Source organism: Mycobacterium simiae (assembly GCF_010727605.1).
Lineage (GTDB): Bacteria > Actinomycetota > Actinomycetes > Mycobacteriales > Mycobacteriaceae > Mycobacterium > Mycobacterium simiae.
On sequence record NZ_AP022568.1, the window covers coordinates 2407971 to 2430429 of the forward strand.

General features: G+C 65.9%; 19 protein-coding genes. 7 read left to right on the top strand and 12 right to left on the bottom strand.

From position 1 onward, the window contains the following. Positions 1–18 precede the first annotated feature (18 nt). The 3 genes from G6N33_RS11185 to G6N33_RS11195 form a co-directional block, all read right to left on the bottom strand. Complete coding sequence (locus G6N33_RS11185) at positions 19–1110, bottom strand: acyl-CoA synthetase family protein (protein WP_044509274.1); 1092 nt, start codon at positions 1108–1110, stop codon at positions 19–21. Positions 1111–1226: 116 nt separating this feature from the next. Beyond that, positions 1227–2006: an SDR family oxidoreductase gene (locus G6N33_RS11190; protein ID WP_044509273.1), complete on the bottom strand. Its 780-nt coding sequence runs from the start codon at positions 2004–2006 to the stop codon at positions 1227–1229. A gap of 149 nt (positions 2007–2155) precedes the next feature. Then, on the bottom strand, positions 2156–3136 hold the full coding sequence (locus tag G6N33_RS11195) for an oxygenase MpaB family protein (protein ID WP_044512663.1): 981 nt from the start codon (positions 3134–3136) through the stop codon (positions 2156–2158). Between the two features lie 70 nt (positions 3137–3206). Here G6N33_RS11195 and G6N33_RS11200 point away from each other — a divergent pair, with 70 nt between their 5' ends. From G6N33_RS11200 to G6N33_RS11210, 3 genes are all read left to right on the top strand, one after another. Continuing rightward, the gene (locus G6N33_RS11200; protein ID WP_044509272.1) at positions 3207–3824 is read left to right on the top strand and encodes a TetR/AcrR family transcriptional regulator; all 618 of its coding nucleotides are present in this window, start codon (positions 3207–3209) and stop codon (positions 3822–3824) included. A 42-nt stretch (positions 3825–3866) separates the two neighbouring features. Then, positions 3867–5234 carry an adenylate/guanylate cyclase domain-containing protein gene (locus G6N33_RS11205; RefSeq protein ID WP_044509271.1) on the top strand — a complete coding sequence of 456 codons (1368 nt, stop codon included), beginning with the start codon at positions 3867–3869 and terminating at the stop codon, positions 5232–5234. A gap of 123 nt (positions 5235–5357) precedes the next feature. Further along, positions 5358–6095, top strand: coding sequence for a class I SAM-dependent methyltransferase (locus G6N33_RS11210; protein WP_044509270.1), 738 nt, complete (start codon positions 5358–5360; stop codon positions 6093–6095). A 4-nt stretch (positions 6096–6099) separates the two neighbouring features. On the opposite strand, the gene G6N33_RS11215 is transcribed toward G6N33_RS11210, so the two are convergent. Together G6N33_RS11215 and G6N33_RS11220 are read right to left on the bottom strand one after the other, a co-directional pair. Continuing rightward, complete coding sequence (locus G6N33_RS11215; RefSeq protein ID WP_044509269.1) at positions 6100–6567, bottom strand: SRPBCC family protein; 468 nt, start codon at positions 6565–6567, stop codon at positions 6100–6102. Between the two features lie 69 nt (positions 6568–6636). Beyond that, positions 6637–7329: an SDR family oxidoreductase gene (locus tag G6N33_RS11220; protein ID WP_044509268.1), complete on the bottom strand. Its 693-nt coding sequence runs from the start codon at positions 7327–7329 to the stop codon at positions 6637–6639. Between the two features lie 85 nt (positions 7330–7414). Here G6N33_RS11220 and G6N33_RS11225 point away from each other — a divergent pair, with 85 nt between their 5' ends. After that, positions 7415–8056 (top strand): CGNR zinc finger domain-containing protein, encoded by a 642-nt coding sequence (locus G6N33_RS11225; protein WP_231382533.1) that lies wholly within the window; start codon positions 7415–7417, stop codon positions 8054–8056. Here the strand turns inward: G6N33_RS11225 and G6N33_RS11230 are convergent. Next, complete coding sequence (locus G6N33_RS11230) at positions 8010–8765, bottom strand: 5'-methylthioadenosine/adenosylhomocysteine nucleosidase (protein WP_044509267.1); 756 nt, start codon at positions 8763–8765, stop codon at positions 8010–8012. The genes G6N33_RS11225 and G6N33_RS11230 overlap by 47 nt on opposite strands. Before the next feature lie 476 nt (positions 8766–9241). Here G6N33_RS11230 and G6N33_RS11235 point away from each other — a divergent pair, with 476 nt between their 5' ends. Next, positions 9242–9835 carry a PaaI family thioesterase gene (locus G6N33_RS11235; RefSeq protein ID WP_044509266.1) on the top strand — a complete coding sequence of 198 codons (594 nt, stop codon included), beginning with the start codon at positions 9242–9244 and terminating at the stop codon, positions 9833–9835. A 3-nt stretch (positions 9836–9838) separates the two neighbouring features. Here the strand turns inward: G6N33_RS11235 and G6N33_RS11240 are convergent, their stop codons facing one another. The 3 genes from G6N33_RS11240 to G6N33_RS27740 form a co-directional block, all read right to left on the bottom strand. Continuing rightward, entirely contained in the window at positions 9839–10603 is a 765-nt protein-coding gene (locus G6N33_RS11240; protein WP_044509265.1) for a DUF2127 domain-containing protein, read from the bottom strand. Between the two features lie 50 nt (positions 10604–10653). Further along, positions 10654–12042: an MmgE/PrpD family protein gene (locus G6N33_RS11245; RefSeq protein WP_081662373.1), complete on the bottom strand. Its 1389-nt coding sequence runs from the start codon at positions 12040–12042 to the stop codon at positions 10654–10656. Between the two features lie 109 nt (positions 12043–12151). Further along, the gene (locus G6N33_RS27740) at positions 12152–13108 is read right to left on the bottom strand and encodes a LysR family transcriptional regulator (RefSeq protein WP_044509263.1); all 957 of its coding nucleotides are present in this window, start codon (positions 13106–13108) and stop codon (positions 12152–12154) included. 122 nt (positions 13109–13230) lie between these two features. On the opposite strand from G6N33_RS27740, the gene G6N33_RS11255 reads away from it, so the two are divergent. Then, positions 13231–13803, top strand: a complete 573-nt coding sequence (locus tag G6N33_RS11255) for a carboxymuconolactone decarboxylase family protein (protein WP_044509262.1) — start codon at positions 13231–13233, stop codon at positions 13801–13803. Positions 13804–13824: 21 nt separating this feature from the next. Here the strand turns inward: G6N33_RS11255 and G6N33_RS11260 are convergent, their stop codons facing one another. Continuing rightward, a complete protein-coding gene (locus G6N33_RS11260; protein ID WP_081662140.1) occupies positions 13825–14772 on the bottom strand; it encodes a helix-turn-helix domain-containing protein in 948 nt (315 codons plus the stop codon). A gap of 400 nt (positions 14773–15172) precedes the next feature. Here G6N33_RS11260 and G6N33_RS11265 point away from each other — a divergent pair, with 400 nt between their 5' ends. Next, positions 15173–16486 carry a sodium:proton exchanger gene (locus tag G6N33_RS11265; protein WP_044509261.1) on the top strand — a complete coding sequence of 438 codons (1314 nt, stop codon included), beginning with the start codon at positions 15173–15175 and terminating at the stop codon, positions 16484–16486. Between the two features lie 15 nt (positions 16487–16501). On the opposite strand, the gene G6N33_RS11270 is transcribed toward G6N33_RS11265, so the two are convergent. Together G6N33_RS11270 and G6N33_RS11275 are read right to left on the bottom strand one after the other, a co-directional pair. Next, positions 16502–17932 (bottom strand): SagB family peptide dehydrogenase, encoded by a 1431-nt coding sequence (locus G6N33_RS11270; protein ID WP_044509260.1) that lies wholly within the window; start codon positions 17930–17932, stop codon positions 16502–16504. Positions 17933–17939: 7 nt separating this feature from the next. Next, complete coding sequence (locus G6N33_RS11275) at positions 17940–22454, bottom strand: non-ribosomal peptide synthetase (protein ID WP_044509259.1); 4515 nt, start codon at positions 22452–22454, stop codon at positions 17940–17942. Between the last annotated feature and the right edge of the window lie 5 nt (positions 22455–22459).

Below are 22459 nucleotides of genomic sequence, written 5' to 3' on the forward strand. Positions count from 1 at the left end.
CGGGTTTCGCCGCTCACGTCAGTACACGCCCTCGATCACGGCCGCACCCTCGAAGGTGTGGACGGGCCGCACCGCGCTGACCGAATCGCTGAGCCGGCCTGCCGGACCGGGCATCCGGATTGCCATGTCGCGCTCCAAGTTGTTCGGCAGGAACATCCCTTTGCTGATGTGGTTCATCACGACCTGACCGAGTTGGCCGTAGGGCACCCGCTCGCCGGTGTCGGGGTCGATGACCCAGAACACCACGTACGGTGTCCGCGGGTCGAAAACGAAGTCCTCCCCGTCGATTCGGGTGACCGCCTGCGAGAGAATCATCGTGCTGCCAAAGGCCATCGTGATCGTCGTGTCCGGGAAGATCCCCCGCAGCAGGTCCAGCGTGTCGGCGTCGACATGCGCGCCGCTGAGCAACAGGTAGCGAATCTTGGCATTCACCAGGTCCACCAAACCGTCATCGCGGGCAATGGCTTCCAGCAGCGGTGGCGTGGCATGCAAGTTGGCAACGCTCTGCGTGTGGAGCACGTGTGTCGCCTGCTCGAGCAGGTGATCGACGTAGCGGGCGACGTCACCCGCGACATTTCGCGCCGCCATCTTCTTCACCCACCGCGGATCGATGTCGATCGCATGAAACGCCGAGCCCAGGCGTTCGGCGACCAGGCGCGAGAAGTAGCCGACGCCGTGTGGACCGCTCGGCATCAGACACAGGAAGCCCTGGCCGCGCCGAAAGCCGCCGGCAACGAAATCCTCCGTTTGCCATTCGACGATCTGGGCGACCCAATCGGGAAGCTGCACAGTGCGTTTGGGTGCGCCGGTGGTACCGCCGGACTCGAATATCTGCGGAACCGGCGGCGGCGAGCCGTACCCCCGCGGGATCAGGTCCTCGATCGGCACGTTACGCAGCTCGGTGAGCAGGTTGGGAAACCGCCGCAGATCGTCGTACGTCGTGATGTCGGTCAGCGGGTCGAAGTCCAGTGTCTTGGCGGCGCGCAACCAAAAGGCCGAGCCGGTGTCTTCGCCGAAGTGCCAGGCGATCGCGGCACGCAGGTAGTCGTCGGGGTGGTCGATCGGTTCCGATCTCGGGACGTCCAGCAGTGAAAAGTCGACACCGGCCATGGCTTCGATCCTGTCGGATGCCACCGCCGTTGGCTATGGCGGCTCGGGTTCCACCAGGCATACAACGATTGAACGTCTGCCCATGTCGCGGCGAATTCCATGTGGCCGCTAGGTTTTCAGCCTTTACCACTTTCGCGCCGGAACCACGCCGTTATCGCCTCGTTGAACGCGGGATAGATGTCGTCATAGGTGCCGTCTCGTTCGGCGTATCGGAAAGCCTTGGCGCGCTCGACCACGATCTCGTCGGCCTGGGGTTGCGCTTGCAACAGGGCGATCGCCTCGGCGACGAATTCGTCCACCGGCATCCCCCGGGGGTCGAATCCCCGTTCGCCTTGCAACGCGGTCTGCACATGCGGAGGAATGATCTCGAAGACGTCGACGGGTGTTCCGCGCAGCTGGTAGCGCAGCGACTGGGTGTAGGAGTGCAGCGCCGCCTTGGCGGCGCAATACGTCGGTGTCAGCGCACTGGGCATGAATGCCAGACCGGACGTCACGTTGATGATTGCCGCGCGTGGCTTGCGCAACAGTCCCGGAAGCAGGGCCGAAATCAACCGGATCGGGCCCACCAGGTTTATCGAGATACTCTGCTCGGCCAGCCCGACGTTGGTGGCGGTCAGGTCTTCGACCCGCTGTATCCCGGCGTTGTTGACCAAAACGTTGAGGTCGGGGTGACGGTCGGTCAGCTCGACGACGAAGCGCCTGACGTCGGCGGCGTCGGCCTGATCCAGCGGCATGCAGTCGATGCCGGGGTTGGCCGACACCACGGCCTGTAGGGCGTCGCGGCGCCGGCCCGCGATCACCACCTTGTTGCCGAGCTGGTGCAATGACTCGGCCAGACCGCGTCCGATACCGGTTCCGCCGCCGGTGACCAGCACGGTATTACCCGTCATGTGCATCGCGATACTCCTCACGCTTCGAGCTGACGTAGCGGGATGCCCCGATATGACGCGGGGCAACCACTAGTCTCCGCCAGCACCGCAACCGCGTCCCGCAATCTCGGCAACTGGTTGGCGTCGGACCCGGCGGTCGCCGCGCAATGGATCAGCTAGGCGGCGCGATTGTGGATCCGGCGCGGGTCGACTCCCGCCCGGCGCCACGCGGTCACCGCCCATGGCGTGTAGAGCAGCGGCAGCGGCAGCCGGTTGATCAACGGGTTCAACGCGCGCATGACGGCCGCGAAACGCTGAAACCGCTTCTCTTTCTTGGCGTTCCATTGCAGCTGGCACACCTCGCGCATCTGTGGCGGCATGGTGCCGACCAGGACTAGGCGGGTGTAGGCGTTCAGTGGTGCGGCCAGCACCGCCCAGATCGGCTTGGGCATCCACCGCGGTGCCGGGATGCCCTTGCGGATGTAGCCGGTGCCGTACAGGACCGTCTTGTGCGGCACGAACCGTTCGAGCATCTGCTCCCAGTAGGAGAGGAAATCGGCGTAGGTCTGCGGCTGACCGCGGTCGCTGACGCCGTACAGGTGGTACCAGATCTTGCCTTCCTCGAAGATCTGTTCCTTCTCCGCATCCGAGAGACGACGGATGAACGTGTCGGTGTTGTAGATGACCTGATCGACGAAAGTCGCGTGCGCCCAGTAGAACAACTCGGGGTTCAGCGCGTGATACCTGGAGCCGTCACTGATCGTTCCTTTGATCGGCTTGTGAAAGTCACGCACCTTGCGACCCCACTCATGCGGGTCGTCGGAGTAGACCGTCTTCATCAGCGGTGGCGCCGTCCGTTTGGCGCGGCCCAACGTGTCGCTGAAAACCACCGAATGATCGAACACGCCCTGAGCGAGTTGCTCGATGCAATTCTCAACACCGGCGACGCGCTGGAACCCGAAGAACTGGGTGCGGTGATCGCCGTAGAACTTCCAGATCAGCGAGTCGGGTCCCAACCGGGCTGCGGCCCGGTTGGGACCCGACTCGTCGAGCACGACGGGTAGGGCTTCCCGAACACCCGAGTCGAACAGCGCACCGACGTTCGGGCCGGCCGTCCGGTCCTGTTGGGCGGTCACGCCCCACCTCCCCCGAAGCATTGACACAAAAATGTATCTTTGTTCCACGTTAGCATTTGGGCGTACGCGATCGCAGTGGGGGTCGGTAATCATGCGGAGCCGCAGCTTGGCGGGCCAGATCGGCAGTGGCGGCGGTGTCGAAGAAGCCACCGACGTGGAGCGGGCCATTCTGGACACCGCCCGCGCGGTCTTCGAGACGTATGGCGTACGTCGGGCGAACATCGAGGACGTCGCCGCGCGCGCCGGCGTCAGCCGCAGCACCATCTATCGCCGCTTCCCCACCAAAGACGACTTGGTCGAACAGGTGGTGCGTCGCGAGGCCGAAATCTTTTTCGCCACCCTGGGCCGGGCCACTGCCGGCTGTGACCCCCAGCAGGCGGTGATCGAGGCGTTCACCCTGGGCGTGCGCCTGGTTCAGGATTCGCGGCTGTATTCACGCATCGTGCAGAGCGAACCCGAGTTGCTCGGCTTGTTCTCCCGATCGCACGTCTTCCCCATCGGCCAGTTCGCCGACGGGATCGCCCACACCCTGCGCCGGTGCGGGGCTGAGATTCCCGACGCCGACCTGTCCAACGTCGCCGACGTCCTGTTGCGCGTCGCGCTCGGCATCATCGTCTTCCCGACCGACCGCCTCGACATCGCCGATGACGGCGCCGTCCGCGACTATGCCGCACGCTACCTGGTGCCGCTGATCGGCAACCTGGTCTAGACCTTCCCTAGACGTGTCACGGCACTGCATTAACCTGTACGAGTGGCGCCGGTTCCACGGCTGCGGTATGCCAACTGCGGCGAGATAGACATCGCCTACCAGATTTTTGGCGATGGACCGATCGACCTGTTGGTGCTCCCAGGCCCCCTTATACCGATCGACTGTGTCGACAGCGAGCCATCGATGTACCGCTTCCACCGTCGGTTGGCCTCTTTTGCCCGGGTGATCCGGTTCGACCAGCGCGGCATCGGCTTGTCGTCGCGGGTGCCCTCGCTGGACATGATCGGCCCGCGCTTCTGGGCGCAGGACGCGCTTGCCGTGATGGATGCCGTCGGGTGTGAGCGGGCGACGATCTTTGCTCCCGGTTTCACGTCGTTGACCGGCCTGGTGCTCGCCGCGGACTTCCCCGAGCGGGTGAACAACCTGGTCATCTTCAACGGCGCCGCCCGCACGCTGCGCGGGCCCGACTACCCGATTGGCAGCGACGAGAGCGCCGCCGAGGCCTATACGACGGTCGGAATGGAACCGGACGCCGTCGAGCAGGGCTTCGACATGCTTGCCATCATCGCCCCGTCTGTCGCCGCCGACGCCGTATTCCGCGCCTGGTGGGACCACGCGGGTAATCGGGCCGCCTCGCCCAGCATGGCGCGGGTGTTCATCACCAAGCTCCGGCAGTCCGACGTGCGCGAGACACTGTCCCGTGTCAGCGCGCCGACGCTGATCCTGCACCGCGACAACCCCGAGTTCAGTCCGGTCGAGCACGGCCGGTACCTCGCCGAGCACATCGCCGGATCACGCCTGCGCGAGCTGCCCGGAAAGGATGCCCTCTACTGGGTGGGTGACACCGCGCCGATGCTCGACGAGATCGAGGAGTTCATCACCGGCGTGCGGGGCGGGGCGGCCGCAGAACGCTTGCTCACCACCATCGTGTTCACCGACATCGTCGGTTCGACCGAACACGCCGCCCTGCTCGGCGACGATCGCTGGCGCGATCTGTTGGACAACCACGACACCATCGTGCGCCAGGAACTGCAGCGATTCGCCGGCCGCGAAGTCAACACGGCCGGTGACGGATTCGTCGCCACGTTCACCAGCCCGAGCGCGGCGATCGCATGCGCCGATGCCATCGTGGACGCGGTTCGGGTGCTGGGCATCGAGGTTCGGGTCGGCATTCACGCAGGCGAGGTCGAGGCGCGGGGCACCGACGTCGCGGGAATGGCCGTGCACATCGGGGCACGGGTTGCCGCGCTAGCCGGGCCTGGCGAGGTGCTCGTTTCCTCGACACTGCGCGACATCGTCACCGGATCGCGGCACCGGTTCACCGACCGCGGGGAGAGCGCGCTCAAAGGGGTGCCGGGCGCGTGGCGGTTGTACGCGCTGGTCAGCGAGCATTCCGTCGTCAATCGTTAACGAAATACACACGCTCGGCGTCTCGAGGCGCCCGCCGAGCGCGCGTAGGCTGCGCTGCAGAGCCGTCAATGTCGCGGGCCCCGATTTTGGTGTACAGCTTCACATTTCATTAAAGGAGTGCGCATGACCGACGTACACGTGTCGCCGTCTCCCGCGTTGCGCCGCGCGCTGGATCTGCTCACCGACCCGCCGGCGGAGCCCGACACCAGCAAGGGATACCTCGATCTGCTCGACGACCACGCCAACGACGTCCCGAAGAACACCGGCCCCATCCAGGCGGCCTGGGCCTCACCCATCGGGTCGATGCTTTACGACAACGCGCAAGCAGTGTCACGCCGGCTGTTCGCCGCCCTGCAGCACCCCGCCGACTGGCTGGACATCCCTACGGGCGGTACCGCGCTGGACGTCGGTTCTGGGCCGGGCACGGTGACCGCGTCGCTGGCGCAGGCTGCCGGCGAGGACGGCCTGGCGCTGGGCGTGGACATTTCCGAGGCGATGCTGACCCGCGCGGTCCGCAACGAAGCAAGCCCGCATGTCGGCTTCATCCGTGCCGACGCGCAGCGACTCCCTTTCCGCGACAACACTGTTGACGCCGTGATATCTCTGGCAGTCTTGCAACTCATTCCGAACCCATCGGCCGCGCTGGCCGAGATGGCCCGCGTGCTGCGCCCCGGCGGCCGGTTGGCCGTCATGGTTCCGACCGTGGGGCGCGCTGCGCGCCTATGGCAGCTGCTGCCGAATTTCGGCGCTCATGTGTTCGGCGAGGATGAGATCGGCGATGTCCTGGAAGAGCACGGATTCGTGAGCGTGCGAGTCCACAACCTCGGCACCTTCCAGTGGGTCCGGGGCAAAAACGGCTGAGCCGTCAGTCGGCGCGCTGGGCGAGCGCTGCCAGCTTGTCCATCGACTCGCGCAGCATCTCTGGTGTCGTCGAGCGCGCCTTTGGCAAGCGCGTGGGGTCGCTCAGCGCTGTCCAGTCGTAGGTGTGCGTGACGTTGGTCAGTGTGGCGTTGATGGCGTTGAGCTCCCACCGCCATAGATGGCCGGGCGGCTTCTTGCCGGGTTCTGCTGGGCGCCAAGCGATTTTGGCGCCTTCGATGAACTCGACCACGTGGTTTTCCCGCACCTGGCCGTTGGTCAGCAACATCTTGAACACGTCGCCGACCTGGCGTACGCGCTGCCCCGGCTCAGCAGATTCGAGATTGTCGTTGCCGTCCCAACTTGGTTGACGGGACGGGTCGGCGATCAATTCGAAGATTCGTTCGGCGCTAGCCGAGATGACGCGCGAAGCGCTGACAATGCCCTCGGGGCCTGCTGGATCCGTTTCAGCCATACGCCAATCCAAACATGCCGAGCACGCCGATGTGCACCGACTTCCCGCCCCGGCGCGCGGACGAACCGCTCAACCGACCCGTAGCAACTCCGCCGGGCCAGCGAGCGCCGCCTTGGCATACCGACTGGATTCGTCGGCGAGCACCTCTGCCTGGTCATCCTGGATGCCGTCCACGATTTCTCGGGCGACATCGCGCGGATCGTTCTTCGGCACAGCGAAATTGGCGGCCATGTCGGTGTCGGTGAAGCCCAGATGAACCGCGGTGACCAGCGTGCCCTGCTTCTCGAGTTCGACGCGCAGCGAATTCGACAGCGACCAGATGGCCGCCTTCGAGTCGCCGTAGCCACCGAAGCCGCCAATCCACGCCAGCACCGAGCTGATGTCGACAAGCGCCCCGCCGCCGTTCCTGGCCAGGATCGGCGCGAACGCCTGCGCCACCCGAAGGGCGCCGAAGTAATTGGTCTCGAAGACCTCACGCACCTCGTCCAGGTCGCTGTTGAGCAGCTGGGTGGCGCCGGCAACGCCGGCGTTGTTGACCACGATGGTGGCGTCGGATGCCCTGGCAGCGAGCGCCGCAACCGATTCGGTCTGCGTGACGTCAAGCGGCACACTCACGATGCGCGGGTCGTCGCTGGGTTGTGGCGTGCGCGCCGTGGCGTAGACCTTCGCCGCGCCCCGCCGCAGAAACTCCTCCACGATCGCCTTGCCGAGTCCGCGTTGACCACCGGTGACCACGACTGTCGATCCCTCGATGTTGACCATGATCCACTCTCCTTGACTGAGTCAAACTGACTTTGATTCTGTCAAGGTAGTTGCCGGCCGCGACATAGTCAAGTAGCATTTGGCTATGTCTGAATGGTCTGCATCACAGCGCTACAACGCCGGCCCGGCGCCCGGCGGGCTCGGGCTGGTGCAGGATTTCCTGAACACGGTTGCGGTGCCGCACTACGGTTGCGACCTGCTGGAAGACCTCGCGCTCGCCCAAGAGTGGGCCGGTAGTGCGGTCGGGGTCTGGTCGGCCCAGCGCGGCGCTCCCGTAGCACCGCCCCGGCTGGCCGAGGAGGATCTGCCGAAACTCCGCGCCGTGCGCCGCTCCATCGCGCGCTTGGTGCGCAGGGAAAAGGCCGACGGGCCCATCCCGAACTCGATTTCGGCGTGCTTCGCGTTGTCCGACACCGGCGAGGTGCGCCTGACCCCCGCCGGGACTGGTTGGCGCTGGCTGGCCTCGGCGTTATGGGGTGAGATCTTGCTGAGCCAGCAGGCCGACACCTGGCGACGACTGAAGCAATGCCGCAACGATCCTTGTGGGACGACCTTCTATGACCGCTCCAAAAACAACAGCGGGGTGTGGTGCAACGCGAAAACGTGCGGCAACGTGGCCAACTTGCGGGCGTCCCGAGCGCGGCGGCGGCAACGCGAGCACGCCGCGGCCGGCAGTGCGGTCAGCTCAGCACCGGCAACAGGTGCAGCAATACCCGCGCGGAGCTGATCGCGACCGTTTCGGCGAACAAGTTGAAGTCGACACCGGAATCTACGCCGGCGAGGTCGGACAGTGCCCGGATGACCAGCCACGGTATCGCGAAGGCCTCGCACACCTGAGCCAGTGCGCCGCCCTCCATTTCGACGGCCAGGGCCCCGAACTCGTCGTGCCACCGCTTGCGCGTGGCTTCGCAATGCAGATACTGATCACCGCTCAAGACCGTCCCGTAGGCGACCCGCGGCACCGCGCCGGTGCCGCCCGCGGCTGGGGGCAATGCCGGAAGAGCGAACCCGGCGAGGCGGCGCTGAACGCGTCCGACGAGTCCGGGGTCGACCGGGTATCCGGACCGGTCGGTCGGGTTGATGAACGGGATGTGCCCAGGCTGGTAGGGACGTAGCCGCCCGTCCTCGATGACCCCCGAGTCGTGCTGCACCAGATGATCGGCGACGACAATATCGCCGATACCCAGCTTCGGGTCGAGCCCACCCGCGACGCCAGTGAAAACTATTGGGCAGCAACCGAATCGGTCGGCAAGCAGGGTTGCAACCAATGCGGCGTTGACCTTGCCCATCCCCCCGGCCACCAGCACCACCCGGTGCCCTACCAGGTCGCCGGCGTCAAAACTGAGCTGCGCGACCCGCTCGCGGTGCTCGGTCGACAGCATGCCGCGCAGATACGCCCACTCCTGCGGGATGGCGCAGACAATGCCGATCGTCATCGAGATCGCACCTGGAACTCTCCTCGCCCGGGCGCAGGCCATGCGGCGGCGCCGTCGGCGAGTCTATCGACCCGGACGAGCCGTCAGCAGCGCTCCGCGCCCCGGCGCATGACGCGCGGCTCACCAGCCCGCTCGCGTGACCTGCTTCGCATGACGGCGTGCAATGCGCTACACGCGCGCTCCTTGATGGGGGCCACTACGTCGAGGTTGGCAGAGCCCTGGTTGATTAAAGTCTGCAGCGTCACCACAGTCTCAACCTCCTCCTATCGACCCAGTGAGCCGACTTCTCGTATTGCACCCCGGCTGTTTTACAAGTGTGCAGCAGCAAAGTTAACGGCGAGAGAACCGCGATTGTGGCATAGCGCACAGTGCAACTTTTCTCTCCCGGCAGAAATTCCCTGGTCGCGAAACCGCCGCCAGCGGTGGCGCGGATGCTCCCCTGGCACGGACTGTTAGGTTGCCTATTGCCTGAGGACATGCTGTGCGCTGATTACCGCCGGCTCGAGACGGTCTACGGTCCGCTGGCCCAATCGATCCGCCGGCTGGTCGACGTCAGCATCCGCAGTGCGGCTGACCCGGCGACGGTGGCGACCGCAATGGCCAAAATCGATTCTGCCGCAGACGCATTGAGCGCTTCGGCGCGGCCCGGATCCTTCGGTGTGCGCACGGCTGCGGACGGTACGGCCATCGCGTGGGGCAATGTCGTCGTCGGTCTGCGCAACCCGCTGGCACCACCGCTGGTGCTGCACCACGAGGAGGACGGTCTGGTGTGGTCGGAGTTCACGCTGGGCGCCGCCTACGAGGGACCGCCCGAGCATGTCCACGGCGGGGTTTCGGCCCTGATCCTCGACCACGTGCTCGGTGCCACGGCGCACCGACCGGGGCGGCCGGCCTATACCGGCACCCTGACCGTGCGTTATCGGCGCCGGACCCAGCTCGGACGCCCCCTACGCGCGGAAGCCCGCATCGAGCGAACCGAAGGAGTCAAGACGTTCTCGATCGGCCAGATCTCCGATGCAGACGGCGTCACCGTGGCAGCCGACGGCGTCTTCATCAGCCCCAAGCCATGACCGTCAGCTCGTCGTCGCAGCCCGTTCGACGTCGAGGAGTTGCTCACCGCGACGTTCCTCGTCGTAGGCCTGGCGGCCACCCCGCAGGCCGAACAGCCGCTTGGAGACCAACAGGTAGATCACTGCGAGGACGTTGATGCTGAACGTCACCAGCCGCGTCATCGTGACGCCTTTTGCCAGGTCGTGTATTTCCAGCGGCAAGAAGACCGAGGTCGCTATCACGGCGAAGTATTCGCCCCAGCGTTTGAGCAACCACAGACCGACGGCTTCGAGCACCTCGATCAGCGCGTAGCCGGTCAACATCAGGGTCAGCAGCGCCAACGTCGAAGGTTTGGCGGCAAGCGCCTTTTCCAGCTCGTGCACGATGGTCATCTGATCGACCTTGAAGCCGGCAGCGCGGAAGACCGGCAGGTCGCGGTCCAGGGTGGCCTGGATCGCGCCGCGGGCGCCACGAAACTTCCACACCGCATAGGCCGCGAGCATGATCACCACCGCCCGGAACAGACGCTCGATCGCCAGCGCACGAATGATGATCGCCTGCCGTAACGCCTTGCCGCGCATGATCAGTGGGGCCTCCTCAGCGCGGCCCCGGCCGTGCGGTTCGCCGACGATGAATTCTCCGCAGCGCAAACAGCGCCATACCTTGCCCAGCCCGGTGGTGCCGCTTAGCCGGTCTGCGAGGGCTTGCTCGTCCGGCGCGTAGGTGACGTGGCCAGCCAGCGCACAGGTGGCCAGTTCCCAGCGGTTGATGCCGCGATCTTTGCGCATGGCCGATCATTCATCGCGTGCCGCGACCGATGCAAGGGGGCGCGCGGAGGTCAGAATCGCGCTCGGCCGCGGGGCCGCCGGGGTGCCGGACTCGCCGCGCCCAGCAGTCCGGTGAGCTCGCCGACCGGAATCTGTTCGATGTGCTCGACGGCGGTGACGATGTCGGCGCGCAGCGACCGATCGCAGCAGGGCTCGGCCAGCCAGTGGAACTTCTCCACGACGCGGTCCCACGACATCGGGCGCGTCGGCGATCCCTCGTAATCGCTTTCCTCGCAGTCGAATTCGCGGCCGTCGCGGGTGCGCACCTGCACTCGAACGGCGGTGCGGCCCGGGTAGTTCGCGGTCAGATCTGCCGCGGCGACGACCTGGACCCGGGCCAACAGTTGTTGGACGTCACTGCACAGAACGCGTTCGGTCTCGAGCTGTTCGGGGCCCACGCCACCGTCGAGCAGCGCGACGGCGCTCAGGTACTTCAGGTTGTAGTCGGCTTGTTCCTTGGTTTCCGGATGGTCCTTGCTGCCATAGGTTCCCCCGCCGGCGATGTCGTAGGCGGTTTGGAAGACCTCGATCGTCACCTTCTCGACGTCGTCACCGGTCAGGTCGTGGTCGGACCGAATCGTCAACAGAGCCTCGATGATGGCCTGTCCGTGGATCAGCGCGCAGTATTTCTTGAGGTAGGTCTGCTCGACAGCGCTGAGTCTGCGGTCGGCAGTGTCGAAATCGATTGGCTGGCCGAAGAGTTGAACGAGTCCGTTCGGGCCGTCGAACAGTGATCTGGGTCCGGTGATACCCCGCCCGGCCAGGATCGTGGTGTACACCGCGCGCATGCCGGTGATCGCCGGCGAGATTCCCTTCCACGCCGACACCGGTTCGGCGTGCACCGCGGCGAGGGAGACGTTGTCGACCGTCGCGGCCGCGATGGCATTGGCGGTGTCGGCCGCGTCCAACCCGAGTAGCCGCGCCGAGCCCGCCGCCACCGACATCGCCAGTTGCAGGGCATGGTTGAGGCCGCGGGCCATCACGGGAACCTTTGCACTGAACCGACATTGGACCTCATAGGCGACCGCGAGGGCGAGCAGGAAATCGGCTCCGTCGGCGCCGGCGTGCTCGGCCACGGCCAGGACCGCACCGAAGTTGTCGGCGGGATGGCAAAGGCCCCCGACGGTCAGGTATGTGTCGAGCAGGTCGGGATAGCGCACCAGCACCGTATTGAAGAACGCGGCCTGATCCACCGAGGCGCGACCGCCGCCAACAAGGGTCGCCGAGGTCGTACCGCTGAATTGTTCGGTGTGCTCACGGATCGTTCCGATGAGTTCACCACCCAAGGCGCCGATGGCGCAGGCGACGCTGTCGAGCACATTGCGCTTCAGCAATGCCCGCGACCGCGGGCTCAGGTCCGACGGCCGCGCACCCACGACGAACTCGGCGAGGTCGTCCACAACGTAGCCGCTTCCCATCGCTTTTCGCCCTTTCGCCACCATGTTGACTCAACCGCGCTCGGACACCGACGTCCAGGACCGGCCCCTTAGCTGTCCTTCGCCGAACTTCCTACTGCAGGCCCGCGCCGGAATCGAGCACCTCACGGTGCGGATCGTCGGCCGGCACCCACCACCGCTGGGTGGGTGGGACAAGCCAATCTCGCAGCCGTGCCAGGGCCAGCAGCGCATCAACCACATCGCGAATAGCGGTCCGATCGTCGTCAGTGCGATGCAACAGTGACCACGTCCATAGCGGAATGGGTTCAGCGACTGGGCGCTGTGAGAGGCTGGGTGGGGTGACGGCGGTATGGCGCTTCGGTGACGCGAGCACCGGACTGCGGATTCGGCGGACGTGTGCGTAGAACGCATCACCGGTGATGCCGCCGTCGTCGATCGGTACGAGTCGGGCACCCGTGTCGACCGCGAATGCCTCCGCGAATCGATTCCACGACCACCACGCCGCCACATCAGCGTCGACGAGGGCCGTTAGCCGTTGCGCTGCAATAACTTCCGATGCGTCGCTGGCAGGTAGCACAGCCTCTAGACGTTCCGCACGCAGCAGATGCGCGGTGAGCTCGCGCTCTCGGGCTTGCTCCGCAGTTATCCAGGCCAGTCCGATATCGAGAGTGCCTTCCGCCACCCGGTCGGCCTGCACATGTGATGGGAGCACCCATTCATCAATCCTCAGCGACACTGAAGAACCCACCGCCGCGTTGAGGTCGTCGGGCAACCAGCTGACATAGCCCAGCCGCACTGGAGCACATTGTTCAGCGGTCCGCTGCACCCCTAGCTTGGCGTCGTCGGCGAGTCGAAGGATCCTGCGTGCGTCGCCAAGCAACGATCGACCGGCCGCGCTGAGCCGAACGCTGCGACGATCCCGCACGAACAGCTCCGTCCCCAATTCGCGTTCGAGGGCGAGGATTTGCTGTGACAGCGCGGGACCGGAAATATGCACCCGCTGGGCAGCACGCCCAAAATGCAGTTCCTCCGCGACGGCCACGAAGTAGCGCAGTTGCCGCAGTTCCATGCCTTGAGCCTAAATTCCACCACCTTCGCCTAGGAAGCGTTGCTTAACACTGGTCGGCGATCGGTCGTGGACGGCGGGCGTATCCGAGTGTTGTCTCGAAGCAGAACAGGAAAGGAAGCCGGATGCGTCTACCGCCTCTCCCGCCGCCCAGCTTGAGTACCGAGCAACAGCGTCTGTATCGAGACATCACCGAAGTAGTCGACACGAGCTTCGGCGAACTCGTCGCACGCCGTTCGGACGGCGCTCTTATCGGCCCCTTCAACCCATGGCTGCATTTCCCCCAATTCGGCGCGCCGGCTTGGGCGTTCAATAAGTCGCTTTGGGATTTTCGCGTCTTGCCCGAAGTCATCCATCAATTGGTCATCTTGATCACCGTCGCCAATTTCGGTGCGAGGTATGCCCTCGACGGACATGAGTACTTCGCCCGGCGCGCCGGGCTCTCCGACGCCAAGATCTCCTCCGTCGCCGCCGGCGAACGTCCCGCGGATCTCACCGATGCCGAGCGCGTTGCCTACGACATGGCCGCGGCGCTCAACCGCGGCGGTGTCCTGCCCGAGTCGACCTATCGAGCCGCCGCCGGGCGCTTCGGTGAGCAGGGTGCTGCCGAGATCGTGTTTCTGGTGGGCTGTTTCTCCATGGTGGCGGTGACGCTCAACGCATTTGACGTTCCGTTGCCCGGCCTCCAAGAGGCCTAGCGGGCTGAATTCGCGGCAGCGCTACGCTCCTGCGAGGTCCACCACGCCTGGATGTTGCTGGGCTTCGGTGATCGCGGCCGTCTCCCCGACCAGCTTGTTGCCGATTAGCTGAATTTGCCGTGCGCTGAGTGTCGCCAGCGGATGCACGGCGAGCATTAGGGCGACGTGGCCGCGGTGGTCGAAAATCGGTGCGGCGATGGTCACGACGGGTTGCTTGCGGCGCCCGGGGTTGTCGTCGGACAGAAAACCGATCGTGGTGAACTCGACGAGCAACTGATCCAGGATGTGGCGCACCGGTGTCGGCATCGCATTGCTATCCAGCGTGCCGACCACCTGGACGGCCTGGGCCAGCGCGGGTGTGGTCCAGTCGACGTCGAACCCGCGCTCGCGGGTGCGCGCCAAGACGTGTTCGAGGCGCCGGGCGCGATCGATGTTGTTACCCGCGCCGCGGCGAATCCATTCGCGCTGCTCTTCGTCGGTGTCCCAGGCGGCGAATGGCACACCGAATGGTGGCGTGTACGGGATGCGATCGCCGGGTATGCCGGCGGGCTGAGTGGCAGGATCGCCCTCGACGGCGGTGACTACCAACGATTCACCAAACAGCTCGACGACCGAACCGGCATAGCCAACGTCGCGCGAAAGACGCAGCGCCGCCGCCCGGGCGGCATGCGCGAGCGGGCGGGCGTTGTCCATCCGCGCGGCGACCACGGCGAGCGCGGGGCCCAGCGTGAACGTCTTGGTGACGGGATCGCGGCTGGCCCAGCCGCGATCGCAGAGTGTCTTGAGGATGGCGTGCACCGTCCCCTGCGTCAGATCGAGCTCACGCACGACGTCGGAGAAGCGCAGCCGCGCGTTTGAGGACCGCGCCAGCAACTCGACAACGTCGAGGACTCGCGCGGTTGGCGCCGAGGTTGATCCGCGAATCCTTGGCTCCTTGCCGGCCGGGTCTCTACCTGTTGTAGCGAACATTCGATCGATTAACTCAATTATTCGAGAACTAGAGACGAACACCGTGCGCGCCGGCCCCTGACGCGGCCTCCAAGATTCTCAGCAAACAGGGCGCGCGGACGGCGGCGCCCGGGAGACTTCCGGCATGCCACTGACCGCCCCAGCCCGGCCGTTCCAGGCCGCTCCACCGCTGCTGACTACCGGCAAAGGGCGGTAGAAGGTTTGCCATAAACTTAAGTTAGTCGGCCCCAACTTAACAGCTTGACCACGTTGGCCAGCAAATATAGATAGCCGGATGGCATCGGTTGGGATACTCACAACGTTGCTGGGTGGTCGGTATTGCAGGTACCGTGGGCGAGCAGGTCAAGCCACGGCCGCGAGCCAAGTAGCCATCACCATCGGCGCCCGTTCAAACACAAGGATGACGATGCTCGCCACTGAGAGGGCACCCGCTCCGACGGCTGGGGTGTCGGCGGTGTCGGAGCCCAGGCGGTTTCCGCGGCGGACCCTGGTCCGGTCGGCGCTGATCACCGCGCTCTTCATCGCGCCCGCGGTCGTCATCAGGATCATGGGCTTGCACCCGGAACCGGTGGCCGCGCTGTTGATCTTCGGCGCCGCCGTCGTATCCGCCAGTTTCCTGCTGGCCTGGGCAGCCGAGGCCGCGCAGATCGACGTCTCGGGCGGCCTGGCCATTGCGGCCCTCGCCCTGGTAGCGGTGCTGCCGGAATACGCCGTCGACTTGTATTACGCATACGTCTCCGGTCACAACGCGAGTTACACCCAGTACGCGGCGGCCAACATGACCGGGTCGAACCGACTGTTGATGGGCCTGGGGTGGCCGGTGGTGGTGCTGGCGAGCATCCTCGCGGCACGTAGGTTCGGCGCCCGGAAACCCACCGGCTTGCGGCTCGAGCCCGCCAATCGCGTCGAACTCGGCTTCCTGCTGATCGCCGGCGTTGTCGCGTTTGTACTACCGGCTGCCGGCGAAATCCACCTCACGATGGGGTTGGCGCTGTTGGCCTGGTTCGGCTTCTACCTGTACAAGGTCAGCCATGGCGACGTCGAGGAGCCCGACTTGGTCGGTACCGCCGCCGCGCTCGGCGAACTCTCCGACCGAGCCCGCCGCTTCGTCGTCGGCAGCCTGTTCGTGGTGGCCGGCGCGGTGATCCTGCTGTGCGCCAAACCGTTCGCCGACAATCTCGTCGCCGCCGGAACCGAGTTGGGCATCGACCGGTTCCTGCTGGTGCAGTGGCTGGCGCCGCTGGCCTCCGAGGCACCCGAGTTCATCATCGCGATCATCTTCGCCACGCGCGGCAAAGGCACCGCGGCCATCGCCACGCTGATCTCGTCCAAGGTCAACCAGTGGACCTTGCTGATCGGCTCGCTGCCGCTGGCACATCTGCTGGGCGGCGGGGGTTTCTCGCTGGTGCTCGACGCGCGCCAGATCGAGGAGGTCTTGTTGACGGCTTGCCAGACCCTGATGGGTATCGCGGTCATCTTGGCTCTACGCTTCAGCCGGATGTCCGCCTGGACGCTGCTGGCGCTGTTCGCCATTCAGTTCCCGATCACCTCGACCACCGGGCGCCTGGCGCTCTGTGCCATCTATCTGGCGCTCACCGTCGGCGGGCTGATCGTCAACCGTCATCACCTGGCCGCGACGCTGCGGGCGCCGTTCGTCGGAACCGCCGTCCGGCACTCGGGTCACCCGCACCACGAGCCCGCGGCTCGGATCTAATCCGATGCGCCGCAACTAGTTCCGCACCGGGGACCCCACCACGATGCTGCCAACGCTGCACTCCTGCAGTTCGTCGACGCCGGTGGCGGCACCGAATGCGGCGGTGTCGCTGTATCCCTGCGCGCAGGCTCCCAGCCCCATCGCTGTTGCGGCCAGATAGATCGTCTGCATCAAGACCCCGACATCCTTGAGAATCGTTGCATAACAAATCTGTTGGTAAGTCCAGGTGATCCGGCCGGAGCGCGCGGCGATGACGACGAGTACTTGCGGCTCGGCGCCGCCGGCCAGCGTTGCCGACGCCGCCTTCATCAGCTGCGACACCGGCCGCGAATCCGCGACGGCCACCGGGCGCAACACGTGGTCGAACGAGTCGTAGTGGTACATGGCCGGCGGCAACCCGGCGACGTTGCGCACCACCGGGTAGAGCTCGAGCTCGTAGAGCCCGCCGCTCGAGGGGTATGGACGGGAGAGCAGCTGCTCGCCGTCGCCGAGCGGGTTGATTCCGCGCGTTCGTGCTGTGCGGTAGAGCAACTCGGATAACTGCTGCACGGCCATCGGATGCGTATCGTCGAACGCCCGAGTCGACACCCGATCTTCTAGCACGGCCGTCAGTGTCGGGTCCTGCGCCCGCTTGGCGGTGAGGTCCGGGGCGAGCAGGGCGATCGGATCGCCGGGGTAGTTCACCCGGCGCGCCGGCGGTTGCGGAAATCGGCCCTTTGCCCACCTGGTCGGGCCGAAATCCGCCCAGCCAACCGTGCGCTCACCGAGGGTGCTGCGGCGGTGGAACCACAAATCCGGCGCACTCCAGGCGACCTTGTCGAACTCGTCGTCGTCGCTGCCGGCCGGAACCAGGATTGCGCTCCAGCGCAGATCCCGCAGGAAGTGCGACGCGGCAGCGCCCGTCACGCCGTGGTTGTCTTGTGTCGAACCGTCAAGTAGGGCAAGCAGATTCGCATCGTGGATGCGCAGATCACACCAGCCCAACGGATGCTCCAGCACGAAGCTGGCCGAATCATGGTGCAGCACGGCGAACTTGGACATGATTAGGGCAGGCACCGGCTGCGATTGCGGACCCGCAGGTGGCCGGGGCCCGGGTCGGGCGAACGGCACTATGGAGTAGAGATCCCGACCGGCGTCGCGGACCGTGACGGTCAGCCAGCCCGCCGTGGTGAGCCGATCTATGAACGCACCGACATCGTCGGGGTCCGCTGAGGTGGACATCTCTGACAGCGTTGCCGGCCCGAGGTTCAACGTCTTGAGCGCCTGCAGCCGAGCGGGCGACAGTTTCGCCAGCTTCTCACTGTGCGGCGGGTCGAGCAACACCGCTCCCGTGGACGTCGTCACGCAGGTGACACCGGAGCGGAACGCGAACCTCGTTTGCTCCGGATACGTGCATTCGGCCGCTAGCGCACCAACACGATCCATCGCCCGCCTTTCGCTGTCCATCCCAGGTCTATCCCAGCCCGCCAGCAATCGCGGTGACGCTGCGCCGCCAGCAGTGCGTCAGCCGGTCGATGTCGGACGCTGTGAACAGCGCCTCACTGAACAGCAGGCTGGTAACCAGTTGCGGCCCTTCCGACGTGCCACGCACGTGGGCGCTGACGTACAGAGCGAAACGCAGCGGCAGGTCCGGTTCGGCGGCCACCGGCAATCCGTCGATGTCAGATCCCGTGAGCAATGACCAGGGCCGGTCGGTGGGGCCGGCGAGATCCAGGCGCCCCAAGTAGCTGAACATGATCTGCGGTTCCGCCGCGTTGCATAGCTCGGGAACACGGTTCACGTACCGAAGCAACCCGTAATCGAGGCCTTCGTAGGGGATCGCGGCTAGCTGCGTTACGACCGAGTCAAGCAACGCGCGCGCCGCTGCCTGGTCGCCCTCGGCCTGCTCGGTGGGTGCGGCCGGGGAGCCCGCCGGGAGCCGCACCGGAAAGGCCGTGGTGAACCAACCGACGGTGTTCGTGGTGTCGGTGCCCAACACGTCATCGAGGCGTCCGTGACCGTCAAGCGTGATCAGCGTTCCGGTGGCCGCGTCCTGTCCGCGTTCGCGCCGCCAATCGCTCACCGCCAATGTCAATGCGGCCAGCAGGAATTCATGCGGTCCGGCTTCTCGGGTAAGGCTGGCGAGCACCCGGCCGGTCTCGGCGACCGGCGTCGCCACCTCCGCCACCTGCAAACTCGACCAGGTGTCCCGCGTCGGATCCGGATGCCGGGACCCCAACGCCGGATCGGGGCCACGCACCTGGCTGGCCCAATAGTCGCGCTGCGCCAGCACTTCCGGGGCCGACGCGCGCGCCCACATCAACTGCGACCAACGCCGGTAGGAAGTGAACTCGGGCAACGTCTTCGGCATCGCACCCAGTTGCAACGAGCTCCACGCCGCCGTGATATCACCCAGGATGGTATGCCAGGAGACGACGTCGACCGCTAGGTGGTGAATGGTGAGCAGCAACGCCTCACCGCTGCCGGCGCCGGTGAACCACACCGCGTGCAGCAGCGAGCCGGTACCCGGATCGATCTTGTCCATGATGCGCGGAGCGGCCTCGGAAATGACCGGACCGAGTGCGCGGTCGGCGGATAACTCGACACGGGTGAGGACGTCCGCGGCGGTGACCACACCGGGTTCACGAGTGAGCAAGCGCGGCCCTTCGGTCGTGTCGATCAGAACCGCGCGTAACGCATCGTGACCGTCGAGCAGCGTCTGCAACACGCATTCGACTGCCGCGGAGTCGATCTCGTCGGGCAGCCGAATCACAGCCGTATTGGTGAACCGCCGGTAGTTCCCGTACTCGAACAGCCAGGACACGATCGGCAGCGGGGGCACCATCCCGTATTCGGCGTCCGCACGCGCCGGTTGCACGCCGGCCGCGTCAATCGCGACGGCGAGCTGGCGAATTGTCGCTGCTGCAAATACCATTCGGGGACTTATCGACAAACCGTGCCGTCGCAGTTCGTGTACCAGCGAAATCGCGAGGATGCTGTCCAATCCGAGGGAGAACAAGTCGTCATCAACGTGCGGCACCGCACCACAAAAATGTTTCGCTAACGCTTCGCACAGCGTCCGCTCGGTGTCGGTGGACGCACCCGTTCCCTGCGTGACGCGAACGAGCGCCTCTTCGGCCCGGCGGTCCAGCGCGGCGACATCGAGCTTGCCGTTGCCAGTCACCGGGAGGCGGGGCAGCGCGAGGACCCGCGCCGGAACCATATGCGACGGCAGCTGCTCCCGCAGCACCGCACGCAATGCCGCTAGGTGATCGTCGCTTTCCAATTGTGCGACAACGAATCCGACCAATACCGCACTGCCGGCGCGGCGGACCACGGACACGGCCGCCTCACGCACCCCGGACTGGGCGGTCAGTGCGGCCTCGACCTCGCCCAGCTCGACGCGATAGCCGCGAATCTTGACCTGACCGTCGTCGCGTCCCAGGAAGGCGAGCCCACCATGCGGTAGCCGACGCACCAGATCACCCGTGCGATACATCCGGCGTCCGCGGCGAAACGGGTCCGCCACGAACCGACTGGCGGTCATCGCGGAGCTGCCGACATAACCTCGTGCCAGCTGGACGCCGGACAAATACAGCTCCCCGACGGCGCCACTGGGAACCGGGCGCAACGCCGGATCCAGCACATAGCAATGGGTTCCGGCGTTGGCGGTGCCGATGGTTGGTGCTTCGTGCTCCGTCACGACTGCCACCACTGCCTCGACCGTGGTTTCGGTGGGCCCGTAACAGTTGAAGATCGTGCCCGCGGACGACGACCGCAGCTGCTCCCACAGGGTGGTGTTGATCGCTTCGCCGCCCAGGGCCAGGACCGGTAGTGCACGCCGTAACAGCCCGGCGGCCCGAAGTTGCACGAACATCGACGGGGTGGTGTCGATCATGTCGATCTGGTGATCGGCCAGGCCGTGCACAAGTCGATCCGCGTCACGCATCTCGTCCGCGTCGAACAGATGCACCCGATGGCCGTCGAGCAGCCCGACCATCGGCTGCCACGAAGCATCGAAGCTCAACGACCAGGTGTGGGCGATGCACAGCGAGCGGCCCAGGCGCGCCGATACCGGGCGGTACACCCGGTCGCGGTGGTCGGCGAAGAAGGCCAGCACCGCGCCGTTGGTGCCGACGACGCCCTTCGGTTCGCCGGTCGATCCGGAGGTGAATATGACGTAGCTACTGTGGTCCGGGTCGCGCTGAACCGTCGGTGCAACGGCGGGCCGTCGCGAAACACGCTCGGCCACAGCCTCATCGTCGATGGCCAAGACGGGTGTGCGCGGGCCGACCAGCTCGACATGGCCCCCCTCGGTGATCGCCAAGACGGGTTGCGCCTGCCGAAAGATGGCTTCGATGCGGGTGGGCGGGAGCGTGACATCCACGGGCACATACGCCGCGCCGGCCCCGAGCACGGCCAGGATCGCCACGATCGACCGCGCCGAGCGGGGAAGCACCAGCGCCACCACCGATTCCGGACCCACTCCCCGCTGTGCCAGCTCCGCTGCCAGTCGGCAGGCGCGCCCATGCAATTCCGCGTAGGTGTACCGTTCGGAAGCGCCGGCGGACACGGCGACGGCGTCGGGTACCGTGCGAACCTGTCGTTCGAACATCTCCCAGATCGAGTTAGCGACGGGAACCGGTTGCGCCGCAAGATCCCTCAATTGCGCGCGCTCGGCCGGGGTGAGCACGTCGAGCAGAGTCGGGGTGCCCTCGCCGATGTCGGGGAGTTGACGCAGCACGGCAACCATTCGTGCGCAGATTTCCGCGGCGGGCAGAGTCGGCAGCGCTTCCTGAATCGCCTCGACGACTACCACCAGTGTGTCGCCTGCCAGGTGCGACACCCCGGTCAACGGGTAGTGCGTCAGGCTCTCCATCTGCACCGGGCAGAAGCGGGCACCGTCGGGTGTGGTGATCGGCTGGATCGCCTGATCGATCGGTGCGTTTTCGAACACGAACAATGTGTCGAAAAGCATTCCGCCACCGTGTGCACGTTGCAGGTCGGACAGGCCCACATAGCCGATGTCGCGCATTGCTGAGAGCTCACGCTGTAGTTGTGCGCACTGCTCCACGACGGGAGTCTGGTCACTTACCCGGTGCACGACCGGCACGGTGTTGATGAACAGCCCCACCATGGTCTCGACGCCGGGGAGATCTTCGGGACGTCCGGAAACGATGGTGCCGAATACGACATCACGACGACCGCTGAGCCGGGCGAGCACGACGGCCCACGCGAACAACACCGCGGTGTTGAGGGTGAGGCCGTTTCGGGCCGCCCACTGCCGCAGCCGGCTGGTGTCGGCCGGGGACAGCAGCAGTCCGGTCTTCTCCGGTATCGCGGTGCCCGCCGCCACCGCCTTCTCGGCCATGATCAACGGCCCGGAGACGCTCGCCAGATACTCTTGCCACCTGGCCAGCACGGCCCCTATGTCCTGTTGGGCTAACCAGACGAGGTAGTCGCGGTAGGGACGGGCGGGGGGTAGCGCCGACAGGGATCCGCCGGCACGATAGACGGCCAGCATCTCGGTGAAGAACACGGCGAGCGCCCAGCCGTCGACCAGGATGTGGTGTGCGGTGAGAATCATCCGGCGCCGCGTCTGGCCGGGCACGGTCAGCATGACGATGCGCAGCGCCGGTCCGCGGCTCAAGTCGAAGGGGCGATGCCGTTCCGAGCGGGCGATGCGGTCGAATTCCGCTGCCGTCGCAGTTCTTTCGAACCATGGGAACTCTGCTGCGGCAGGAATGATCTGTACGGGCTTGGGCACACCGTGATCCCAGAATGCGGCGCGCAGATTCGGGTGCCGTTGCAGCATCGCTTGCGCGCTGCGGCGCAGTAGCTCAAGGTCCACCTGCCCGTCGACGTCGAACTCGAACTGCATCGTGTAGAGGTCGACGCTGTCCTCGGACAGCCGATACAGCGCGAACAGCCCTTGCTGCAGCGGGCTGAGGGCAAGGACATCCTCGATCGACGGCGGGGCTAGCGTCACTCGAG

What these genes read in the sequence shown, in the direction of transcription:
- G6N33_RS11185 (WP_044509274.1), bottom strand. Translation starts at nt 1,110, where the DNA reads ATGGCCGGTGTCGACTTTTCACTGCTGGACGTCCCGAGATCGGAACCG.
- G6N33_RS11190 (WP_044509273.1), bottom strand. Translation starts at nt 2,006, where the DNA reads ATGCACATGACGGGTAATACCGTGCTGGTCACCGGCGGCGGAACCGGT.
- G6N33_RS11195 (WP_044512663.1), bottom strand. Translation starts at nt 3,136, where the DNA reads ATGCTTCGGGGGAGGTGGGGCGTGACCGCCCAACAGGACCGGACGGCC.
- G6N33_RS11200 (WP_044509272.1), top strand. Translation starts at nt 3,207, where the DNA reads ATGCGGAGCCGCAGCTTGGCGGGCCAGATCGGCAGTGGCGGCGGTGTC.
- G6N33_RS11210 (WP_044509270.1), top strand. Translation starts at nt 5,358, where the DNA reads ATGACCGACGTACACGTGTCGCCGTCTCCCGCGTTGCGCCGCGCGCTG.
- G6N33_RS11215 (WP_044509269.1), bottom strand. Translation starts at nt 6,567, where the DNA reads ATGGCTGAAACGGATCCAGCAGGCCCCGAGGGCATTGTCAGCGCTTCG.
- G6N33_RS11220 (WP_044509268.1), bottom strand. Translation starts at nt 7,329, where the DNA reads ATGGTCAACATCGAGGGATCGACAGTCGTGGTCACCGGTGGTCAACGC.
- G6N33_RS11225 (WP_231382533.1), top strand. Translation starts at nt 7,415, where the DNA reads ATGTCTGAATGGTCTGCATCACAGCGCTACAACGCCGGCCCGGCGCCC.
- G6N33_RS11230 (WP_044509267.1), bottom strand. Translation starts at nt 8,765, where the DNA reads ATGACGATCGGCATTGTCTGCGCCATCCCGCAGGAGTGGGCGTATCTG.
- G6N33_RS11235 (WP_044509266.1), top strand. Translation starts at nt 9,242, where the DNA reads ATGCTGTGCGCTGATTACCGCCGGCTCGAGACGGTCTACGGTCCGCTG.
- G6N33_RS11240 (WP_044509265.1), bottom strand. Translation starts at nt 10,603, where the DNA reads ATGCGCAAAGATCGCGGCATCAACCGCTGGGAACTGGCCACCTGTGCG.
- G6N33_RS27740 (WP_044509263.1), bottom strand. Translation starts at nt 13,108, where the DNA reads ATGGAACTGCGGCAACTGCGCTACTTCGTGGCCGTCGCGGAGGAACTG.
- G6N33_RS11255 (WP_044509262.1), top strand. Translation starts at nt 13,231, where the DNA reads ATGCGTCTACCGCCTCTCCCGCCGCCCAGCTTGAGTACCGAGCAACAG.
- G6N33_RS11260 (WP_081662140.1), bottom strand. Translation starts at nt 14,772, where the DNA reads ATGTTCGCTACAACAGGTAGAGACCCGGCCGGCAAGGAGCCAAGGATT.
- G6N33_RS11265 (WP_044509261.1), top strand. Translation starts at nt 15,173, where the DNA reads ATGACGATGCTCGCCACTGAGAGGGCACCCGCTCCGACGGCTGGGGTG.
- G6N33_RS11270 (WP_044509260.1), bottom strand. Translation starts at nt 17,932, where the DNA reads ATGGACAGCGAAAGGCGGGCGATGGATCGTGTTGGTGCGCTAGCGGCC.